The sequence below is a fragment of the Croceibacterium soli genome, from assembly GCF_009828065.1.
GTDB lineage: Bacteria > Pseudomonadota > Alphaproteobacteria > Sphingomonadales > Sphingomonadaceae > Croceibacterium_B > Croceibacterium_B soli.
In genome coordinates, this window is the sequence record NZ_WTYK01000001.1 from 57111 (window position 1) to 72677 (window position 15567).

A 15567-nucleotide genomic window follows, 5' to 3' on the forward strand; every position below is an offset into this window, starting at 1 on the left:
AGGCGGGCCCTCCGTCACCGGCCTTGCGGCCGGCGCCACCTCTCCGTCCTGGGGCGGCGTTGGGTGCTGCCGAACGGCTCAAGCCAAACTAAAGTCCTCCCCCTTTGGCATGGTCTGGCTCGACCCTTTCGTCCGGGCCAGCCCCCTCCACCGCCTTCGGCGGTCCCCCTCCCCCAGAGGGGGAGGATTGAAGAGGCGACGCGATCACTCCTCCTCCTCCTCCTCCGCGCCCGTCTCGACCCGCATCGCGGCGCCGGCCAGGGCCTCCGCCTCCAGCAGCAGCTCGTCGTCGACGGCGCCTTGCGGCAGGCTTTCACGGCCGATCATCACCATGACCGGCACGGCAAGCGGGCTGACCCGCTCCAGTTCCACGTGCACCAGCCGCTCGGCCGCGCTGTCGAGCAGGTCGCCGAGCCGGCCGATGTCGGTCATTCGCGCGCGCGCATCGGCCCAGGCGGCCTCGATCAGCACGTGGTCGGGCTCGTACTTGCGCAGCACGTCGTAGATCAGGTCGGTCGAGAAGGTGACCTGCTTGCCGGTCTTGCGTTTCCCCGGATGCTGGCGCTCGACCAGCCCGGCGATGACCGCGACCTCCCGGAAAGCACGGCGAAGCAGGTGCGAATCCGTCACCCAGTCGATGAACTCGTGCGTCAGGATGTCGGGCGAAAGCAGCGGGGCCGGATCGAGCACCGGCTTCAGGCCCCAGACCGCCAGCGAATAGTCGTTGGCGACGAACCCGCCGGGCAGCAGCCCGCGCTGCTCCATGCGCTTGGTGATCAGCATGCCGAGGGACTGGTTCGCGTTCCAGCCGGTGAAGGTGTAGTAAACCGTGTAGTGCCGCCTCGCGTGAGGGAAGGTCTCCACCAGCAGGTTGTCCGGCCCCGGCATCTGCGAGCGCCAGTCCTGCACTTCCAGCCAGTCGCGCACGTCGTCGGGAAGGCGCCCCCAGCCGGCCCGATCGACGAGCATGTGCCGCACGCGATCGGCCAGATGCGTGGTGAGCGGCAGGCGCAGCCCCATGTAGCTCGGGATCGTGGCCGATCGCTTCGCGGCGCGGACGACCAGCTCGAGATCCTTGAGCGCTTCGACCTCCAGGTCCATTCCGGCGAAGCGGAAGGTGTCGCCTGTCTTCAGCGAGGCGGCGAACTGTTCCTCCACCTTTCCCAGCGCGCGGCCGTTCCGGAAGCGGATCTCGATCATCTCCGAATCGACGATGATGCCGGCGTTCATCCGGTGCCTCTGGGCGTGCTCGGGATGGGTCAGCCGCCAGGTGCCGCCGCCCTCCCCGTCGTCGTCGCGGACGATTCGCTTGAACTTGTCGTAGGCTTCCAGCGAGTAGCCGCCGGTGGCGACGAAGTGCAGGACGCGGCTCCACACGGACGTGTCGAGCCAGGCATAGGCCAGGCTGGAGCGGACTTCCGCCAGGAGCGCCGCTTCGTCGAACGGGGCGGCGCAGGCGCAGGCCATGACATGCTGGGCGAGCACGTCGAGCCCGCCGGGGCGGAAGTCCTCCCCGTCCCGGTGTCCCTGGTCGACCGCGTCCTTCGCGGCCATCGCCTCGAGGAATTCGAAGCGGTTGCCGGGCACCAGGATCGCGCGGCTCGCCTGGTCGAGCCGGTGATTGGCGCGGCCGATGCGCTGCAGCAGGCGGCTCGAGCCCTTCGGAGCGCCCATCTGCACGACGCAATCGATGTCCCCCCAGTCGACTCCGAGGTCGAGGCTGGCGGTGGCGACCAGCGCACGCAGTTCCCCGCGCGCCATTGCGCCTTCGACCTTGCGCCGCGCCTCCTTGCTCAGCGAGCCGTGGTGGATGCCGATCGGCAGCGTGTCCTCGTTCGCGTCCCACAGTTCCTGGAAGATGTATTCGGCCAGGAAGCGGGTGTTGGTGAAGATCAGCGTCGTGCGGTTGCGCTTGATCTCGCGGTAGAGCTGCGGGATCGCCCAGATCGCCGCGTGCCCGCCCCAGGGCACGGTCGCCTCCTCCGACAGGAGGATCTCGACCTCCGGCGGCGCGCCCTTCTCCCCTTCGACCAGCCGGACCGCATCGATCTCGCCCCACGGCGCCAGCCAGGCGCGGAACTCCTCGGGGTCGGCGACGGTGGCGGAAAGCGCGGCGCGCTGCATGCCCGGGGCGATCGCCTGGAGGCGGGAGAGCGCCAGCGCCAGCAGATCGCCGCGCTTGCCCGTTGCGAACGCGTGAACCTCGTCGATCACCACCCGCTTCAGGCCCTGGAACAGCTCAAGGCTGTCCGGGTAGCTGAGCAGCAGCGAGAGCGATTCGGGCGTCGTCAGCAGGACATGCGGCGGGCGGCTGCGTTGCCGCTTCTTGCGGTCCGAGGGCGTATCGCCGCTGCGGGTCTCTACCCTGAGCGGGAGCCCCATCTCCTCGACAGGCGCCACGAGATTGCGCTGCACGTCGTGCGCCAGTGCTTTCAATGGCGAGACATAGAGCGTGTGCAGTCCCTCGGGCGGCGGAGCACCTGCGAGCCGCGAGGGCGTGAAGTCGGCCAAGGTCGGCAGGAACCCGGCGAGAGTCTTGCCGGCACCCGTATCGGCTACGAGCAGGGCGTGGCGGCCGGCATCGCTGGCCGCCAGCATCTCCGCCTGGTGCCGCCGGACGCGCCAGCCCCGCCCCGCGAACCACTGGGCGATTTCCGGCGGGATCTCGGGCGCGGTCGGCGCATCGGAGAGGGGCGACTGGTGCGGCACTGATCTTTCGAACGATTGGAAGGGCGGATCGGTTCTGCTGCGGTGTCGCAGGCGGCCCCGGCTCCGGCAAGCGCCGAGCCGCCGCGCTGGCGCGCCGGGCCGCGCAACCTCTGCGCCCCCTCACCCGTTCGAGAAGCGTACCCCGCAGTGCGGGGCGATGCCGCAGGCCCGCTGTCGCCTGCGAGCATCGGACACCCAGGCAGATCCACAGGAGACTCGTGATGCCCGATCGCTACACCAGAAATCGCAACCGCCCAGGTCAGCAGGAAAGCTACGGCGACCGCAGCTGGCGCCAACAGGAGCAGTTCTCCTCCGGCGAGCGCGGCTGGAACCAGAACGACGACGAAGGCTACGGCCAGCAGATGAGCGACCCGTACCGGCGCAGCAGCCAGTCCGAATACGGCAGCGCCTGGGACCGCAGCGAGCGCAACCGCGGAGGCGGCCAGGGCTCGTCGCGCCGGGAGCCCGACTACTCCTCGACCGGCGAGTACAACTACGGCCCGGCCTACTACGACACCGGCACCGGGCGCGGGTATTCCAGCTTCACCTCCGAGGACCAGGGGGGACGGGACTTCAATACACCGACCAGCCGCGAGTACCGCGGTTCCGGACGTGGCGGATCTTACGGCGGCTATGGCGGAGGAGCGCGCCTCGACTACGACCGCGGCGAGCACGAGCGGGGCTTCCTCGACCGCGCGGGTGACGAGATCGCCAGCTGGTTCGGCGACGAGGAGGCCGCCCAGCGCCGCGAGATGGACCACACCGGCCGCGGGCCTTCCGGATACACCCGCTCCGACCAGCGCATCCTGGAGGACGCCTGCGACCACCTGACGGACGACTGGGCGGTCGATGCCCGCAACATCCAAGTGACGGTGAAGGACGGCGAGATCACCCTCGACGGAACCGTCCCCACCCGCCAGCAGAAGCGCCACGCGGAAGACTGCGTGGAGGACATTTCCGGCGTCCGCCACGTGCAGAACAACCTGCGCGTCCAGGAACGCTCCGAATGGGACCGCGGCGGCGACTCCGCACGGGCGGAAGGGGAGCAGACGCCCGGATCGCTCGCCTGAGCGCAGGTTACGAATGAACAGGGGGCGCTTCGGCGCCCCCTGTCTTGTCAGTGCGCCGCTTGCGCGCCCCGTTCGAGGCCGGAGGCGGCGAGTTGCTCGTCGATCTGGCGCAGGAGCCGCTCCAGCCCTTCCGCGCTGTCGCTTTCGGCGCGGGCGACCAGCACGTCCTGCGTGTTCGAGGCGCGCAGCAGCCACCAGCCGTCGGCGGTGGTGACTCGCACGCCGTCGGTGTCGTTCACGTCGGCGTCGGTGCCCTGGAGGCGCTGCTTCACCTCGTCGATCGCGGCGAACTTGCGGCTCTCGTCCACTTGGAAGCGCATCTCGGGCGTGTTGAGCACGTCCGGCATCGCCCCGCGCAGCGCGGTGACCGACTTGCCGAGCCGCGCCGCGGCGGCGATCAGCCGAACGCCGGCGTAGAGCGCATCGTCATAGCCGTAGTACGTGTCGGCGAAGAACACGTGGCCGCTCATCTCTCCGGCGAGAGGCGCCTTGGTTTCCTTCATCTTCGACTTGATGAGGCTGTGGCCGGTCTTCCACATCAGCGGCTCGCCGCCGAGCTCGGCGACGCGTTCGAACAGCGCGCGGCTGGCCTTCACGTCGGCGATGATGGTGGAGCCGGGGCGATCGCGCAGGAGGTCTTCGGCGTAGATCATCAGCAGCTGGTCGCCCCAGATGATCCGCCCTTCCCCGTCGATCGCGCCGATCCGGTCCCCATCGCCATCGAAGGCGATGCCGAAGTCGAGGTTCTTCTCGGCGACGAGCTTGCGCAAGTCCTCGAGGTTTTCCGGCATCGTGGGATCGGGGTGATGGTTGGGGAAGTTGCCGTCGACTTCGGTAAACAGGCAGAAGTGCTCGCCCGGAAGGCGGGCGGTCAGGATTTCCAGCGCGGGGCCGGCGGCACCGTTGCCGGCGTCCCAGCCGACGCGAAGGGACGAGAGGCGCTCCCGGTCGATCCCCTCGAGACCGGCCAGCATACGCTCGACGTAAGCCTCCAGCACCTCGCGCTTCTCGACAGTGCCGGTGCCGTCGCTCCAGGCGCCTTCCGCCGCGAGCCGGCCGATCTCCTGGATGTCGGCGCCGAAGAACGGGCGGCCCTGGAATACCATCTTGAAGCCGTTGTAATTGGCGGGGTTGTGGCTGCCGGTGATCTGGATGCCGCCGTCGACGTCATCGGCGGAGGCTTCGGCGTAGTAGAGCATCGGCGTCGGGCCCATGCCCACGCGCACGACGTCGCAGCCACTGGAGGTCAGGCCTTCGACCAGCGCATGCTCGAGCATCGGCGAACTGACACGCCCGTCGTAACCGACCGCCACTTTCTTCCCGCCGGCCTGCCGCAGCAGCGTGGCGAAACCCCGGCCGATCGCGCGCGCGTCCTCCGCGCCCAGCGTTTCGCCGATGATCCCGCGGATGTCGTATTCGCGCAGGACCGTGGGATGGAACTTGTGGCTCATCGGATCTCCTTCTTGGAATCGGGCAATTCGTGAAGGAGCAGGTCCCGCGCCGCGTTGGCCTCGTGCACCTGCTCGCTGGTTCCGCCCCGGTCGGGGTGGACCATGGCGACCAAACGCTTGTGGGCCTCGATTATTTCCGGACGATGTGCACCGGGCTGGACTCCGAGGAGCTTGCGGGCCCGGGCGGCGGCTTCCTGGCGGGCGGAAAGCTTCGCCTGCCAGGGCCAGCGCCCGAAGATCATCCTCCAGGCGATGATCGCGATCGCGGCCAGGATGAGCAGCCGCATCATCGCTCAGGCCGCTTTGGCCTGCGGCGCGAAGCCGGGCAGGTTGAGCTTGGAGACGAGCTCCCGCAGTTCCTGGCGCGCGACCAGATGGCTGGTCCCGAGCTCGCCGAGCTGGCCCTTGTCGAGCAGGGTGAGGCCGGAAGGGAACAGCTCGCGGTAGACCACGCGTTCGCTGAGGCCCTGGGCGACCCGGAAGCCGACCCGCTTGCTGAGTTCGGCGAGCGCCTGATCGATGCGGCGCTGGTTGCGGGCGTCGACATGCTGCACGCGGTTGCGGACGACGACCCAGTCCATCTCCCGCCGTTCCTTCAGGGCGCGGGTCTTGCGCGCTTCGAAGATCAGTTCGGCGTAGAACGACAGGCGCCGGACCTTGAAGGTTTCGGCGTCGACCTGGCCGATCAGGTCGAAATCGACGAAGCTATCGTTCATCGGCGTGACGAGGGTGTCGGCGCGCGTGGCGGCGTGGCGGGCGAGCGGATCGTCGCGTCCGGGCGTGTCGAAGATCACGAAGTCGCACGGTCCGCCGAGATCCTCGGCGCCGGTGGTGAGCTTGTGGACGGCGGCCTCAAGCTCGTCCTCGGTTCCGCCGTCGAACACGGCGAAGCGGGCGGTCGGCAGGTCGATCTCGCGGCGGCGCATCGTCTCGGCGCGGTTCTCGAGATAGCGGTACAGGGTGCGCTGGCGGTGATCGAGGTCGATCGCCGCCACGCGGGCGCCGCGATGGGCGAGCGCGATGGCCACGTGCACCGCGGTGGTGGACTTGCCGGTGCCGCCCTTCTCGTTGGCGAAGACAATGCGATGCGGTGCGGGCATGGACACGTGCGGACGGGCTTTCTCTGTTGCCGCGGGGCCGCTAGTGCCCCGTGACTGCTGCTCTTATCCAAGGGGTGCGCCCGTGCAAACCGTCAACCACCTCCCTGCCCTGCGGGAAGCTGTGGACACTCTGCGAATGAGAGGTGCCGTGGCGCTCGTGCCGACGATGGGCGCGCTGCACGAGGGGCACCTCACTCTGGTGCGGGAAGCGAGGGCGCGGGCGGCTTCGCTGGTCGTGTCGATCTTCGTCAATCCGGCGCAGTTCGGGCCGAACGAGGATCTCGACGCCTATCCGCGCCAGCTTGCCGAGGACTCGCAGCTGCTGAAGGCGGAGGGGGTCGACCTGCTGTGGGCGCCGCCGGTGGAGGAAGTTTATCCGCAGGGCTTCGCGACCACGGTTTCGGTCAGCGGCGTGAGCGAAGGCCTGTGCGGCGCTTCGCGGCCGGGGCACTTCGACGGGGTCGCCACGGTCGTGCTCAAGCTGTTCAACCAGGTTCGTCCGGACCTCGCCGTGTTCGGAGAGAAGGACTGGCAGCAGCTCGCGGTGATCCGCCGCATGGCCCGCGACCTGGACCTGACGCGGCCGGCCGCCGAGGCGATCCACGGGATCGCCACGGTGCGGGAGGCGGACGGGCTCGCCCTCTCCAGCCGCAACCGGTACCTCTCGGCCGACGATCGCGCGCGCGCCGCCGCGCTGCCCCGCGCGATGCGCGAGGCGGTCGCGCGGATCGAGGGCGGGGATCAGGTTTCTGCGGCGTTGCTGGCGCTGCACCGGGCGCTGATTGACGGCGGTTTCGCCAGCGTCGATTATGCCGAACTGGCGGATGCCGAGAGCCTCGAGCCGATCGAGGCTCTGGGCGCGACGCCCGCGCGGCTGCTGGTGGCGGCGCGGATCGGCGGAACGCGGCTGATCGACAACATGCCGGTCGCCGGTCGGCAAAGCGTGGACTGATCGGTTCGAACACGTGGCTGGCATTTTGTTGCGGCCGCGGGTAATTGTCGGAAACCCATTCCGGCAGGAGGACAGCAGCAGTGAAGCTCGGTCGTCTCAACCATATCGGCGTCGCCGTTCCGGACATGGAGGCGGCGCGCGCCTTCTACCGCGACAGCCTGGGCGCGACCGAGATCGGCGAGCCGTTCGACATGATCGAGCAGGGCGTGCGGGTGTGCTTCGTCGATACGCCTAACGGCGGCACGCAGGTGGAGCTGCTGGCTCCGCTGGGTGAGGACAGCCCGGTCAGCGGCTTTCTTGGGAAGAATCCGCTCGGCGGCCAGCACCACTTGTGCTTCGAAGTGCCGGACATCGCCGAGGCGCGGGCGGAGTTCGAGGGCCAGGGCAAGCGCATCCTGGGCCCGACCCGCATCGGCGCGCATGGGACGCCGATCTTCTTCGTCCATCCCAAGGACATGGGCGGGGTGCTGACGGAGATCATGGAGACGCCGGAAGGCGGGCATTGATGCGGCTTCGGATCTCCCCCTCTTCCGTCATGCTGAACTTGTTTCAGCACCCATTCCTCCGCCCGCGCGGACGGAGCCTGGAGGCAAAATGGCCCCTGGAACGAGTTCAGGGTGACGAAATTGGTGGGGTCCGGGCGTGACGAACAAACCCAACAAAGCCGACTGGCGCGCGCTGGCGGACAAGGAGGTCAGGGGCCGCGACCTGACGTGGCAGGTGCCCGAAGGGTTCGGCATCGAGCCGCTCTACACCGCCGAGGACGTGCCGGAGGGCGGGCCCGGCTTGCCGGGCTTCGCGCCGTTCACGCGCGGGGTGAAGGCGAGCATGTATGCCGGGCGGCCGTGGACGGTGCGGCAGTATGCGGGTTTCTCGACTGCCGAAGAATCGAACGCCTTCTACCGCCGCAACCTCGCCGCCGGGCAGAAAGGGCTGTCGGTCGCCTTCGACCTGGCCACCCACCGGGGTTACGACTCCGACCATCCGCGCGTGGTCGGCGACGTCGGCAAGGCCGGCGTTGCGATCGACACGGTCGAGGACATGGAGATCCTGTTCTCCGGCATTCCGCTGGATGAGATGTCCGTCAGCATGACGATGAACGGCGCGGTGCTGCCGGTGCTGGCGTTCTACATCGTCGCGGCGGAGAAGCAGGGGGTGGGGCAGGACCAGCTCAGCGGAACCATCCAGAACGACATCCTCAAGGAGTTCATGGTCCGCAACACCTACATCTACCCGCCCGGGCCGAGCATGCGGATAGTCTCGGACATCATCGCTTACACCTCGGCGCAGATGCCTCGGTTCAACTCGATCTCGATCAGCGGCTATCACATGCACGAAGCCGGGGCGACGGCGGTGCAGGAACTCGCCTTCACCATCGCCGACGGCAAGGAATACGCGAAGCAGGCGATGGCCGCCGGGCTGGCGCTGGACGAGTTCGCCCCGCGCCTGTCGTTCTTCTTCGGCATCGGCATGAACTTCTTCATGGAAGTGGCCAAGCTGCGCGCAGCGCGCACCCTGTGGTGCGAGGTGATGGAAGGGCTCGGCGCGAAGGACGAACGCAGCAAGATGCTGCGCACGCACTGCCAGACGAGCGGCGTGAGCCTGCAGGAGCAGGATCCGTACAACAACGTCATCCGCACCACGGTTGAAGCGCTGGCGGCCGTGCTCGGCGGGACGCAGAGCCTGCACACCAATGCGCTCGACGAGGCGCTGGCCCTGCCGACCGACTTCTCCGCCCGGATCGCCCGCAACACCCAGCTCGTGCTGCAGGAGGAGACCGGGATCACCAACGTGGTCGATCCGCTCGGAGGCTCGTACTACGTCGAGGCGCTGACGGCGAAGCTCGCGGAAGAGGCACGCCGGCTGATCGGGGAGGTCGACGCGCTCGGCGGAATGACCGAGGCGGTCGCCAGTGGCATGCCCAAGCGCCTGATCGAGGAAGCGGCCGCGGCCAGGCAGACGCGGGTCGACCGCGGCGAGGACGTGGTGGTCGGGGTGAACAAGTACGTGCTGGACGAGCACTCGCCGATCGATACGCTCGACATCGACAATCACCGGGTGCGCGAAGGGCAGATCGCCCGCATCGCCAAGGCGCGCGCCGGGCGGGACGAGGCGGCTTGCCGGGCAGCGCTGCGGGCGCTGACGGAGGCGGCCAAAAATCCTCCCCGGGACGGGGAGGGGGACCAGCCCCGGACTTGTTCCGGGGATGGTGGAGGGGGCTCGCCGCACGCGCTGCGCCAGGAGGCGGGCCCCCTCCACCACTCGCTGCGCGAGCGGTCCCCCTCCCCGTGCCGGGGAGGATCTAATTTGCTGGCCCTTTCCGTCGAAGCCGCGCGGCAGAATGCCACGCTCGGCGAAATCTCCGCTGCGCTGGAGGAGGCGTTCGGGCGTTACGACACCGTGCCGCGGCCGGTGAAGGGGATCTACGCGCGGGCTTATGCCGGAGACGCGCGCTACGGGCAGGTGGTCGAGGGGGTGAAGGCGGTCGAGCGGCGGCTGGGGCGAAAGCCGAAGGTGATGATCGCCAAGATGGGCCAGGACGGGCACGACCGCGGCGCCAACGTGATCGCGAGCGCCTTCGCCGACATGGGCTTCGCCGTCGTGCCCGGCCCGTTGTTCCAGACGCCGCGCGAGGCGTGTGAGCTGGCGCTGGCCGAGGGAGTGGACGTTGTCGGCGCCTCGAGCCTCGCCGCCGGGCACAAGACGCTGATCCCCGAACTGATCCGGCACTTGCGCGAAGCGGGCCGGGCGGACATCAAGGTCGTCGCCGGCGGAGTGATCCCTCCGCAAGACTACGAGTTCCTGCGCCAGGCCGGCGTTCAGGGCATCTACGGTCCGGGATCCAACGTCGTGGAAAGCGCCGCCGACCTGCTGCGCCTCCTCGGCCACAACATGCCGCCCCCGGGCGAGGAAATGGAGAATACCGCGGAGTGAGCGTCACCACCAATCCCGTTCGCCCTGAGCCTGTCGAAGGGCGCCGGACTGCAGGCGCGGGCGTAAGGACCGACTGGACGCGCGAGGAGATCGCCGCGCTGTTCGACCTGCCGTTCACCGAGCTGGTGTTCCGCGCGGCCGAGGTCCACCGCGCGCATCATGCGGCGGGCGAAGTGCAGCTCTGCACGCTGCTGTCGATCAAGACCGGCGGCTGCCCGGAGGATTGCGGTTACTGCTCGCAGAGCGTGAAGGCGGACAGCGGGGTCGAGGCGAGCAAGCTGATGGACGTGCGCGCGGTGCTGCAATCGGCGGCGCGGGCGAAGGACGCCGGCAGCCAGCGGTTCTGCATGGGCGCGGCGTGGCGCAACCCCAAGGACCGCGACATGCCGGCGATCGTCGAGATCGTGAAGGGCGTGCGCGCGATGGGGCTGGAGACCTGCATGGCGCTGGGCATGCTGACGCCTGCGCAGGCGGAGCAGCTCGCCGAGGCGGGGCTCGATTACTACAACCACAACATCGACAGCAGCCCGGAGTACTACGACCGGGTGATCACCACGCGCAGCTTCCAGGACCGGCTCGACACGCTGGGCAACGTCCGCGCGGCGGGGATCAACGTCTGCTCCGGCGGGATCGTCGGCATGGGCGAGACGCGCGCGGACCGCGTCGGCTTCGTCCACACGCTGGCGACCCTGCCGCAGCATCCGGAGAGCGTGCCGGTCAACGCGCTGGTGCCGGTCAAGGGCACGGTTCTGGGCGACATGCTGGCCGACACGCCGCTGGCGAAGATCGACGACATCGAGTTCGTCCGCACGGTGGCGGCGGCGCGGATCACCATGCCGCTGAGCATGGTGCGCCTCTCCGCCGGGCGCGAGAGCATGAGCGAAGCGGCCCAGGCGCTGTGCTTCATGGCCGGGGCGAATTCGATCTTCACCGGCGACACGCTGCTGACCGCGCCGAATGCGGGGGACGGCGAGGATGCCGCGCTGTTCGCAAAGCTGGGGCTGACGGCGCTGCAGGGCGAGGAGCCGATGCGGCAGGCTCAGGGCCGGACCTGCGCCAGGATGGAGGCGGCCGAGTGACGATCCCCTCCGCCAACCACCACCGTCATGCTGGACTCGGTTTAGCATCCATCCCGCGACCCGGGCGGTCCGTGCATGAGGCGGAATGGGCCCTGAAACGAGTTCAGGGTGACGGGATTGGGGAGGCGGCCGAGTGACGCCGTTCCACCATCGTCATGCTGAACTCGTTTCAGCATCCATCTCGCCACCCGCGCGGTCCGTGCGTGCTGCGCGATGGGCCCTGGAAGCGAAGCTGTGCTTGCACATACGAGTTCAGGGTGACGGGGTAAGGGGGCGCTAGGGTGTTCAGAAAAATCCTCATCGCCAATCGCGGGGAGATCGCGTGCCGGGTGATCCGCACGGCGCGGCGGATGGGGATCGCGACGGTGGCGGTCTATTCGGATGCCGATGCGCGCAGCCCGTTCGTGGCGCTGGCGGACGAGGCGGTGCATATCGGGCCGGCGGCGGCGAGCGAGAGCTATCTCGTGCCCGAGAAGATCATCGCCGCGTGCAAGCAGACCGGGGCCGAGGCGGTTCATCCGGGCTACGGGTTCCTGAGCGAGCGGGCGAGCTTCGTCGAGGCGCTGGAGGCGGAAGGGATCGCCTTCATCGGCCCGCCGGCCAGCGCGATCGCGGCGATGGGCGACAAGATCGAGAGCAAGCGGCTGGCTCGCGCGGCCGGGGTGAACGTCGTGCCCGGTTCCGAAGGAGAGATCTCCGATACGGAATCAGCGCTTGACATTTGTAACCAAATCGGTTATCCCGTCATGATCAAGGCATCGGCTGGAGGCGGGGGCAAAGGCATGCGGCTGGCGTATTCCGATACCGACGTGCGCGAAGGATTCGACGCGACCCGGCGCGAAGGCCTCGCCTCGTTCGGCGACGACCGGGTGTTCATCGAGAAGTTCATCGAGGATCCGCGCCACATCGAGATCCAGCTGCTCGGGGACAAGCACGGCACGGTGCTTTACCTGAACGAGCGCGAGTGCTCGATTCAGCGGCGGCACCAGAAGGTGATCGAGGAAGCGCCCTCGCCGTTCGTGACGCCCGCAATGCGCCACAGGATGGGCGAGCAGTGCGTCGCGCTGGCGCAGGCGGTGGGGTATCATTCGGCGGGCACGGTCGAGCTGATCGTCAGCGGGGCCGACCTGACGGGGGAGAGCTTCTACTTCCTGGAGATGAACACCCGGCTGCAGGTGGAACATCCGGTGACCGAGGCGATCACCGGCATCGACCTGGTCGAGCAGATGATCCGCGTGGCCGCCGGCGAGAAGCTGGCGTTTACGCAGGAGGACATCGGGATCGACGGCTGGGCGATCGAGAGCCGGGTCTATGCCGAGGATCCGTACCGCGGGTTCCTGCCGAGCACTGGAAGGCTGGTACGGTATGAGGTGCCCGAAGCGCAGTTCCACCAGGCGCCTTTTCCCCCCTCCCCTTCAGGGGAGGGGATGGGGGTGGGGCCTGTGCCATCCGACAAGCCCCACCCCCTGGCCCTCTCCCCTGAAGGGGAGGGGGAGGGATATGTCCGCGTGGACGACGGCGTGGCCGAGGGCGGCGAGGTGAGCATGTTCTACGATCCGATGATCGCCAAGCTGATCACCTGGGCGCCCACCCGAAGCGAGGCCGCGGGCTTGCAGGTCGAGGCGCTGGACCGGTTCCGGATCGAGGGGCTGGGGCACAATGTCGATTTCCTGAGCGCGATCATGCAGCATCCGCGGTTCCTGGCCGGCGAGCTGACGACCGGCTTCATCGCCGAGGAATGGCCGGAGGGCTTCGCCGGCGCCGCCGCGAGCGAGGAGCTGCTGCGGACCGTGGCGGCGGTCGCCGCGGGGATCGAATGCAGCCACCGCGCGCGGGCGGCGCAGACGAGCGGCAAGATCGACGGCGTGGCGGGTTCCTGGTCGGACTGGTCCGTAAGGATGGCTGGGCGCGACTATGCGGTGACGCTCGGCGACGGGCACGCCATGGTGGACGGGCACCGCGTCGAGGGCACTTGCGACTGGCGGCCGGGCGACAGCACCGCCACTGCCAGCGGCAACGGCCTGAACCTGGGCCTGATCGTCCGCCGCGACGGGGTGAGTTGGCGGATCACCACCCATGGCGCCACGCACCGGGCGCTCGTGCTGCCGGCGCACATCGCGCCGCTGGCGCGGCACATGATCGAGAAAGTGCCGCCGGACCTGTCGCGGTTCCTGATTTGCCCGATGCCGGGGTTGCTGGTCTCGCTCCATGTCGGCCAGGGCGATGCGGTCGTGCCGGGCCAGCCGCTGGCGACGGTGGAGGCGATGAAGATGGAAAACATTCTGCGCGCGGAAAAGGCCGGCACGGTCAAGGAACTGCGCGCGTCCGAAGGGGACAGCCTGGTGGTCGACCAGGTGATCCTCGAACTCGAATAGATTGAGCGAAGGAACCGTCATGAAGATCCTCGTGCCCGTGAAGCGGGTGATCGATTACAACGTGCGCCCGCGGGTGAAGCCGGACGGCAGCGGGGTCGACCTCGCGAACGTGAAGATGAGCATGAACCCGTTCGACGAGATCGCCGTGGAAGAGGCGATCCGCCTGCGGGAAAAGGGCGCGGCCACCGAGATCGTGGCGGTGAGCATCGGCCCGGCGAAGGCGCAGGAGACGCTGCGCACGGCGCTGGCGATGGGCGCCGACCGGGCGATCCTGGTGCAGTGCGACGACGAGGTCGAGCCGCTGGCGGTGGCCAAGATACTCAAAGGCGTGGTCGAGGAAGAGCAGCCCGGCATGGTGCTGATGGGCAAGCAGGCGATCGACGACGACAGCAACCAGACCGGGCAGATGCTGGCCGCGCTGCTCGGGCGGCCGCAGGGCACGTTCGCCAGCAAAGTGGAGATCGAGGGCGATCATGTCTCGGTCACCCGCGAAGTCGATGGTGGGCTCGAGACCGTCAGGCTGGCGATGCCGGCGGTGGTGACCGCCGACTTGCGGCTGAACGAGCCGCGCTATGCCTCGCTGCCGAACATCATGAAGGCCAAGTCCAAGCCGCTCGCGAACAAGACGCCGGCCGATTACGGGGTCGACACGACGCCGCGGCTCAGGGTGACGCACGTCGGCGAGCCGCCGGTGCGCCAGGCGGGGCAGAAGGTCGGATCGGTGGACGAGCTGGTCGAGAAGCTGAAGGCGCTCGGCGTCGCCTGACACGGAACCAGGTCCCGTTCGCCCTGAGCTTGTCGAAGGGCGATTGGCGGAACCCTTGCGACATCGTGCTTCGACAAACTCAGCACGAACGGACATTTGAGGTTTGAAATGAAGACTCTCGTTTTGGTCGAACACGATAACGCGGTGGTGAAGGACGCGACGCTCGCCACCGTCACCGCCGCCGCGAAGCTGGGCGAGGTGCACCTGCTCGTGGCCGGCAAAGGCTGCCGCGCGGTGGCCGACGCGGCGGCGAAGATTGCCGGAGTGGGCAAAGTCCACCTAGCGGACGACGGGGCCTACGAACACCAGCTGGCGGAGAACGTCGCCCCGCTCGTGGCCGGGCTGATGGAGCATCACGACGCGTTCCTCGCGCCCGCCACCACGACCGGCAAGAACATCGCGCCGCGCGTCGCCGCGCTGCTCGACGTGATGCAGGTCTCCGAGATCATCGCGGTCGAGGGCGAGCGCACGTTCAAGCGGCCGATCTACGCCGGCAACGCCATCGCCACGGTCGAGAGCACCGATCCCAAGCTGGTTATCACCGTGCGCGGCACCGCGTTCGACAAGGCAGCGGCCGAAGGCGGCTCGGGCAGCATCGAGGAGGTCTCCGGCCCCGGCGATGCCGGGCTGTCCAGCTTCGTCTCGCTCGATGCCGAAGCGAGCGAGCGGCCGGAGCTGACCAGCGCGCGGGTGATCGTCTCGGGCGGCCGCGCGCTCAAGGACGGCGAGACCTTCCAGCAGCTGATCATCCCGCTTGCGGACAAGCTGAACGCCGCGGTCGGCGCCAGCCGCGCGGCGGTCGACGCGGGTTATGTGCCGAACGACTACCAGGTCGGCCAGACCGGCAAGATCGTCGCCCCGGAAGTCTACATCGCCGTCGGCATCTCCGGCGCGATCCAGCACCTCGCGGGCATGAAGGACTCCAAGGTCATCGTCGCGATCAACAAGGACGAGGATGCGCCGATCTTCCAGGTGGCCGACATCGGCCTGGTGGCCGACCTGTTCCAGGCCGTGCCGGAGCTGACGGCGAAGCTCTAATCGTCATCCCGGCGCACGCCGGGATCGCTGGCCGCCTGGTCGAGCCTGGAGGCCAGCGGTCCCGGATCGAGTCCGGGACGACGGATTGCGGGC

12 protein-coding genes are annotated in these 15567 nt (G+C 68.6%); 8 read left to right on the plus strand and 4 right to left on the minus strand.

The genetic code is table 11. The features are described from left to right. Nucleotides 1-204: 204 nt before the first annotated feature. Nucleotides 205-2709: a ligase-associated DNA damage response DEXH box helicase gene (locus GRI75_RS00335; protein WP_328597890.1), complete on the minus strand. Its 2505-nt coding sequence runs from the start codon at nucleotides 2707-2709 to the stop codon at nucleotides 205-207. A gap of 221 nt (nucleotides 2710-2930) precedes the next feature. On the opposite strand from GRI75_RS00335, the gene GRI75_RS14800 reads away from it, so the two are divergent. Next, entirely contained in the window at nucleotides 2931-3779 is an 849-nt protein-coding gene (locus GRI75_RS14800) for a BON domain-containing protein (protein WP_202389508.1), read from the plus strand. Between the two features lie 47 nt (nucleotides 3780-3826). On the opposite strand, the gene pgmG is transcribed toward GRI75_RS14800, so the two are convergent. From pgmG to GRI75_RS00355, 3 genes are read right to left on the minus strand one after another with little or no spacing between them, the layout of a single operon-like run. Next, nucleotides 3827-5230, minus strand: a complete 1404-nt coding sequence (gene pgmG / locus GRI75_RS00345) for a phosphoglucomutase/phosphomannomutase PgmG (RefSeq protein ID WP_160744961.1) — start codon at nucleotides 5228-5230, stop codon at nucleotides 3827-3829. Continuing rightward, nucleotides 5227-5520 (minus strand): J domain-containing protein, encoded by a 294-nt coding sequence (locus GRI75_RS00350; RefSeq protein ID WP_160744962.1) that lies wholly within the window; start codon nucleotides 5518-5520, stop codon nucleotides 5227-5229. Before GRI75_RS00350 ends, pgmG begins: the two co-directional genes overlap by 4 nt. 3 nt (nucleotides 5521-5523) lie before the next feature. Beyond that, nucleotides 5524-6330, minus strand: coding sequence for a division plane positioning ATPase MipZ (locus GRI75_RS00355; protein WP_160744963.1), 807 nt, complete (start codon nucleotides 6328-6330; stop codon nucleotides 5524-5526). Between the two features lie 82 nt (nucleotides 6331-6412). On the opposite strand from GRI75_RS00355, the gene panC reads away from it, so the two are divergent. The 7 genes from panC to GRI75_RS00390 all read left to right on the plus strand — a co-directional run bounded on the left by panC (nucleotide 6413) and on the right by GRI75_RS00390 (nucleotide 15474). Further along, nucleotides 6413-7282, plus strand: a complete 870-nt coding sequence (panC, locus tag GRI75_RS00360; protein WP_160744964.1) for a pantoate--beta-alanine ligase — start codon at nucleotides 6413-6415, stop codon at nucleotides 7280-7282. Nucleotides 7283-7362: 80 nt separating this feature from the next. After that, entirely contained in the window at nucleotides 7363-7788 is a 426-nt protein-coding gene (gene mce, locus GRI75_RS00365; protein WP_160744965.1) for a methylmalonyl-CoA epimerase, read from the plus strand. Nucleotides 7789-7924: 136 nt separating this feature from the next. Continuing rightward, nucleotides 7925-10216: a methylmalonyl-CoA mutase gene (gene scpA / locus GRI75_RS00370; protein ID WP_160744966.1), complete on the plus strand. Its 2292-nt coding sequence runs from the start codon at nucleotides 7925-7927 to the stop codon at nucleotides 10214-10216. Beyond that, entirely contained in the window at nucleotides 10213-11295 is a 1083-nt protein-coding gene (bioB, locus tag GRI75_RS00375; protein WP_160744967.1) for a biotin synthase BioB, read from the plus strand. The genes scpA and bioB overlap by 4 nt, the downstream gene beginning before the upstream one ends. 281 nt (nucleotides 11296-11576) lie before the next feature. Beyond that, a complete protein-coding gene (locus GRI75_RS00380) occupies nucleotides 11577-13670 on the plus strand; it encodes an ATP-binding protein (protein WP_160744968.1) in 2094 nt (697 codons plus the stop codon). Between the two features lie 19 nt (nucleotides 13671-13689). Continuing rightward, nucleotides 13690-14436 (plus strand): electron transfer flavoprotein subunit beta/FixA family protein, encoded by a 747-nt coding sequence (locus tag GRI75_RS00385; protein WP_160744969.1) that lies wholly within the window; start codon nucleotides 13690-13692, stop codon nucleotides 14434-14436. A gap of 108 nt (nucleotides 14437-14544) precedes the next feature. Further along, nucleotides 14545-15474 carry an electron transfer flavoprotein subunit alpha/FixB family protein gene (locus tag GRI75_RS00390; protein WP_160744970.1) on the plus strand — a complete coding sequence of 310 codons (930 nt, stop codon included), beginning with the start codon at nucleotides 14545-14547 and terminating at the stop codon, nucleotides 15472-15474. Nucleotides 15475-15567 lie beyond the last annotated feature (93 nt).

Excerpts from the sequence above, each read along its gene's own strand:
- GRI75_RS00355 (WP_160744963.1), bottom strand. The coding sequence starts at position 6,330 with ATGCCCGCACCGCATCGCATTGTCTTCGCCAACGAGAAGGGCGGCACC.
- GRI75_RS00390 (WP_160744970.1), top strand. The coding sequence starts at position 14,545 with ATGAAGACTCTCGTTTTGGTCGAACACGATAACGCGGTGGTGAAGGAC.
- GRI75_RS14800 (WP_202389508.1), top strand. The coding sequence starts at position 2,931 with ATGCCCGATCGCTACACCAGAAATCGCAACCGCCCAGGTCAGCAGGAA.
- GRI75_RS00350 (WP_160744962.1), bottom strand. The coding sequence starts at position 5,520 with ATGATGCGGCTGCTCATCCTGGCCGCGATCGCGATCATCGCCTGGAGG.
- GRI75_RS00385 (WP_160744969.1), top strand. The coding sequence starts at position 13,690 with ATGAAGATCCTCGTGCCCGTGAAGCGGGTGATCGATTACAACGTGCGC.
- pgmG (WP_160744961.1), bottom strand. The coding sequence starts at position 5,230 with ATGAGCCACAAGTTCCATCCCACGGTCCTGCGCGAATACGACATCCGC.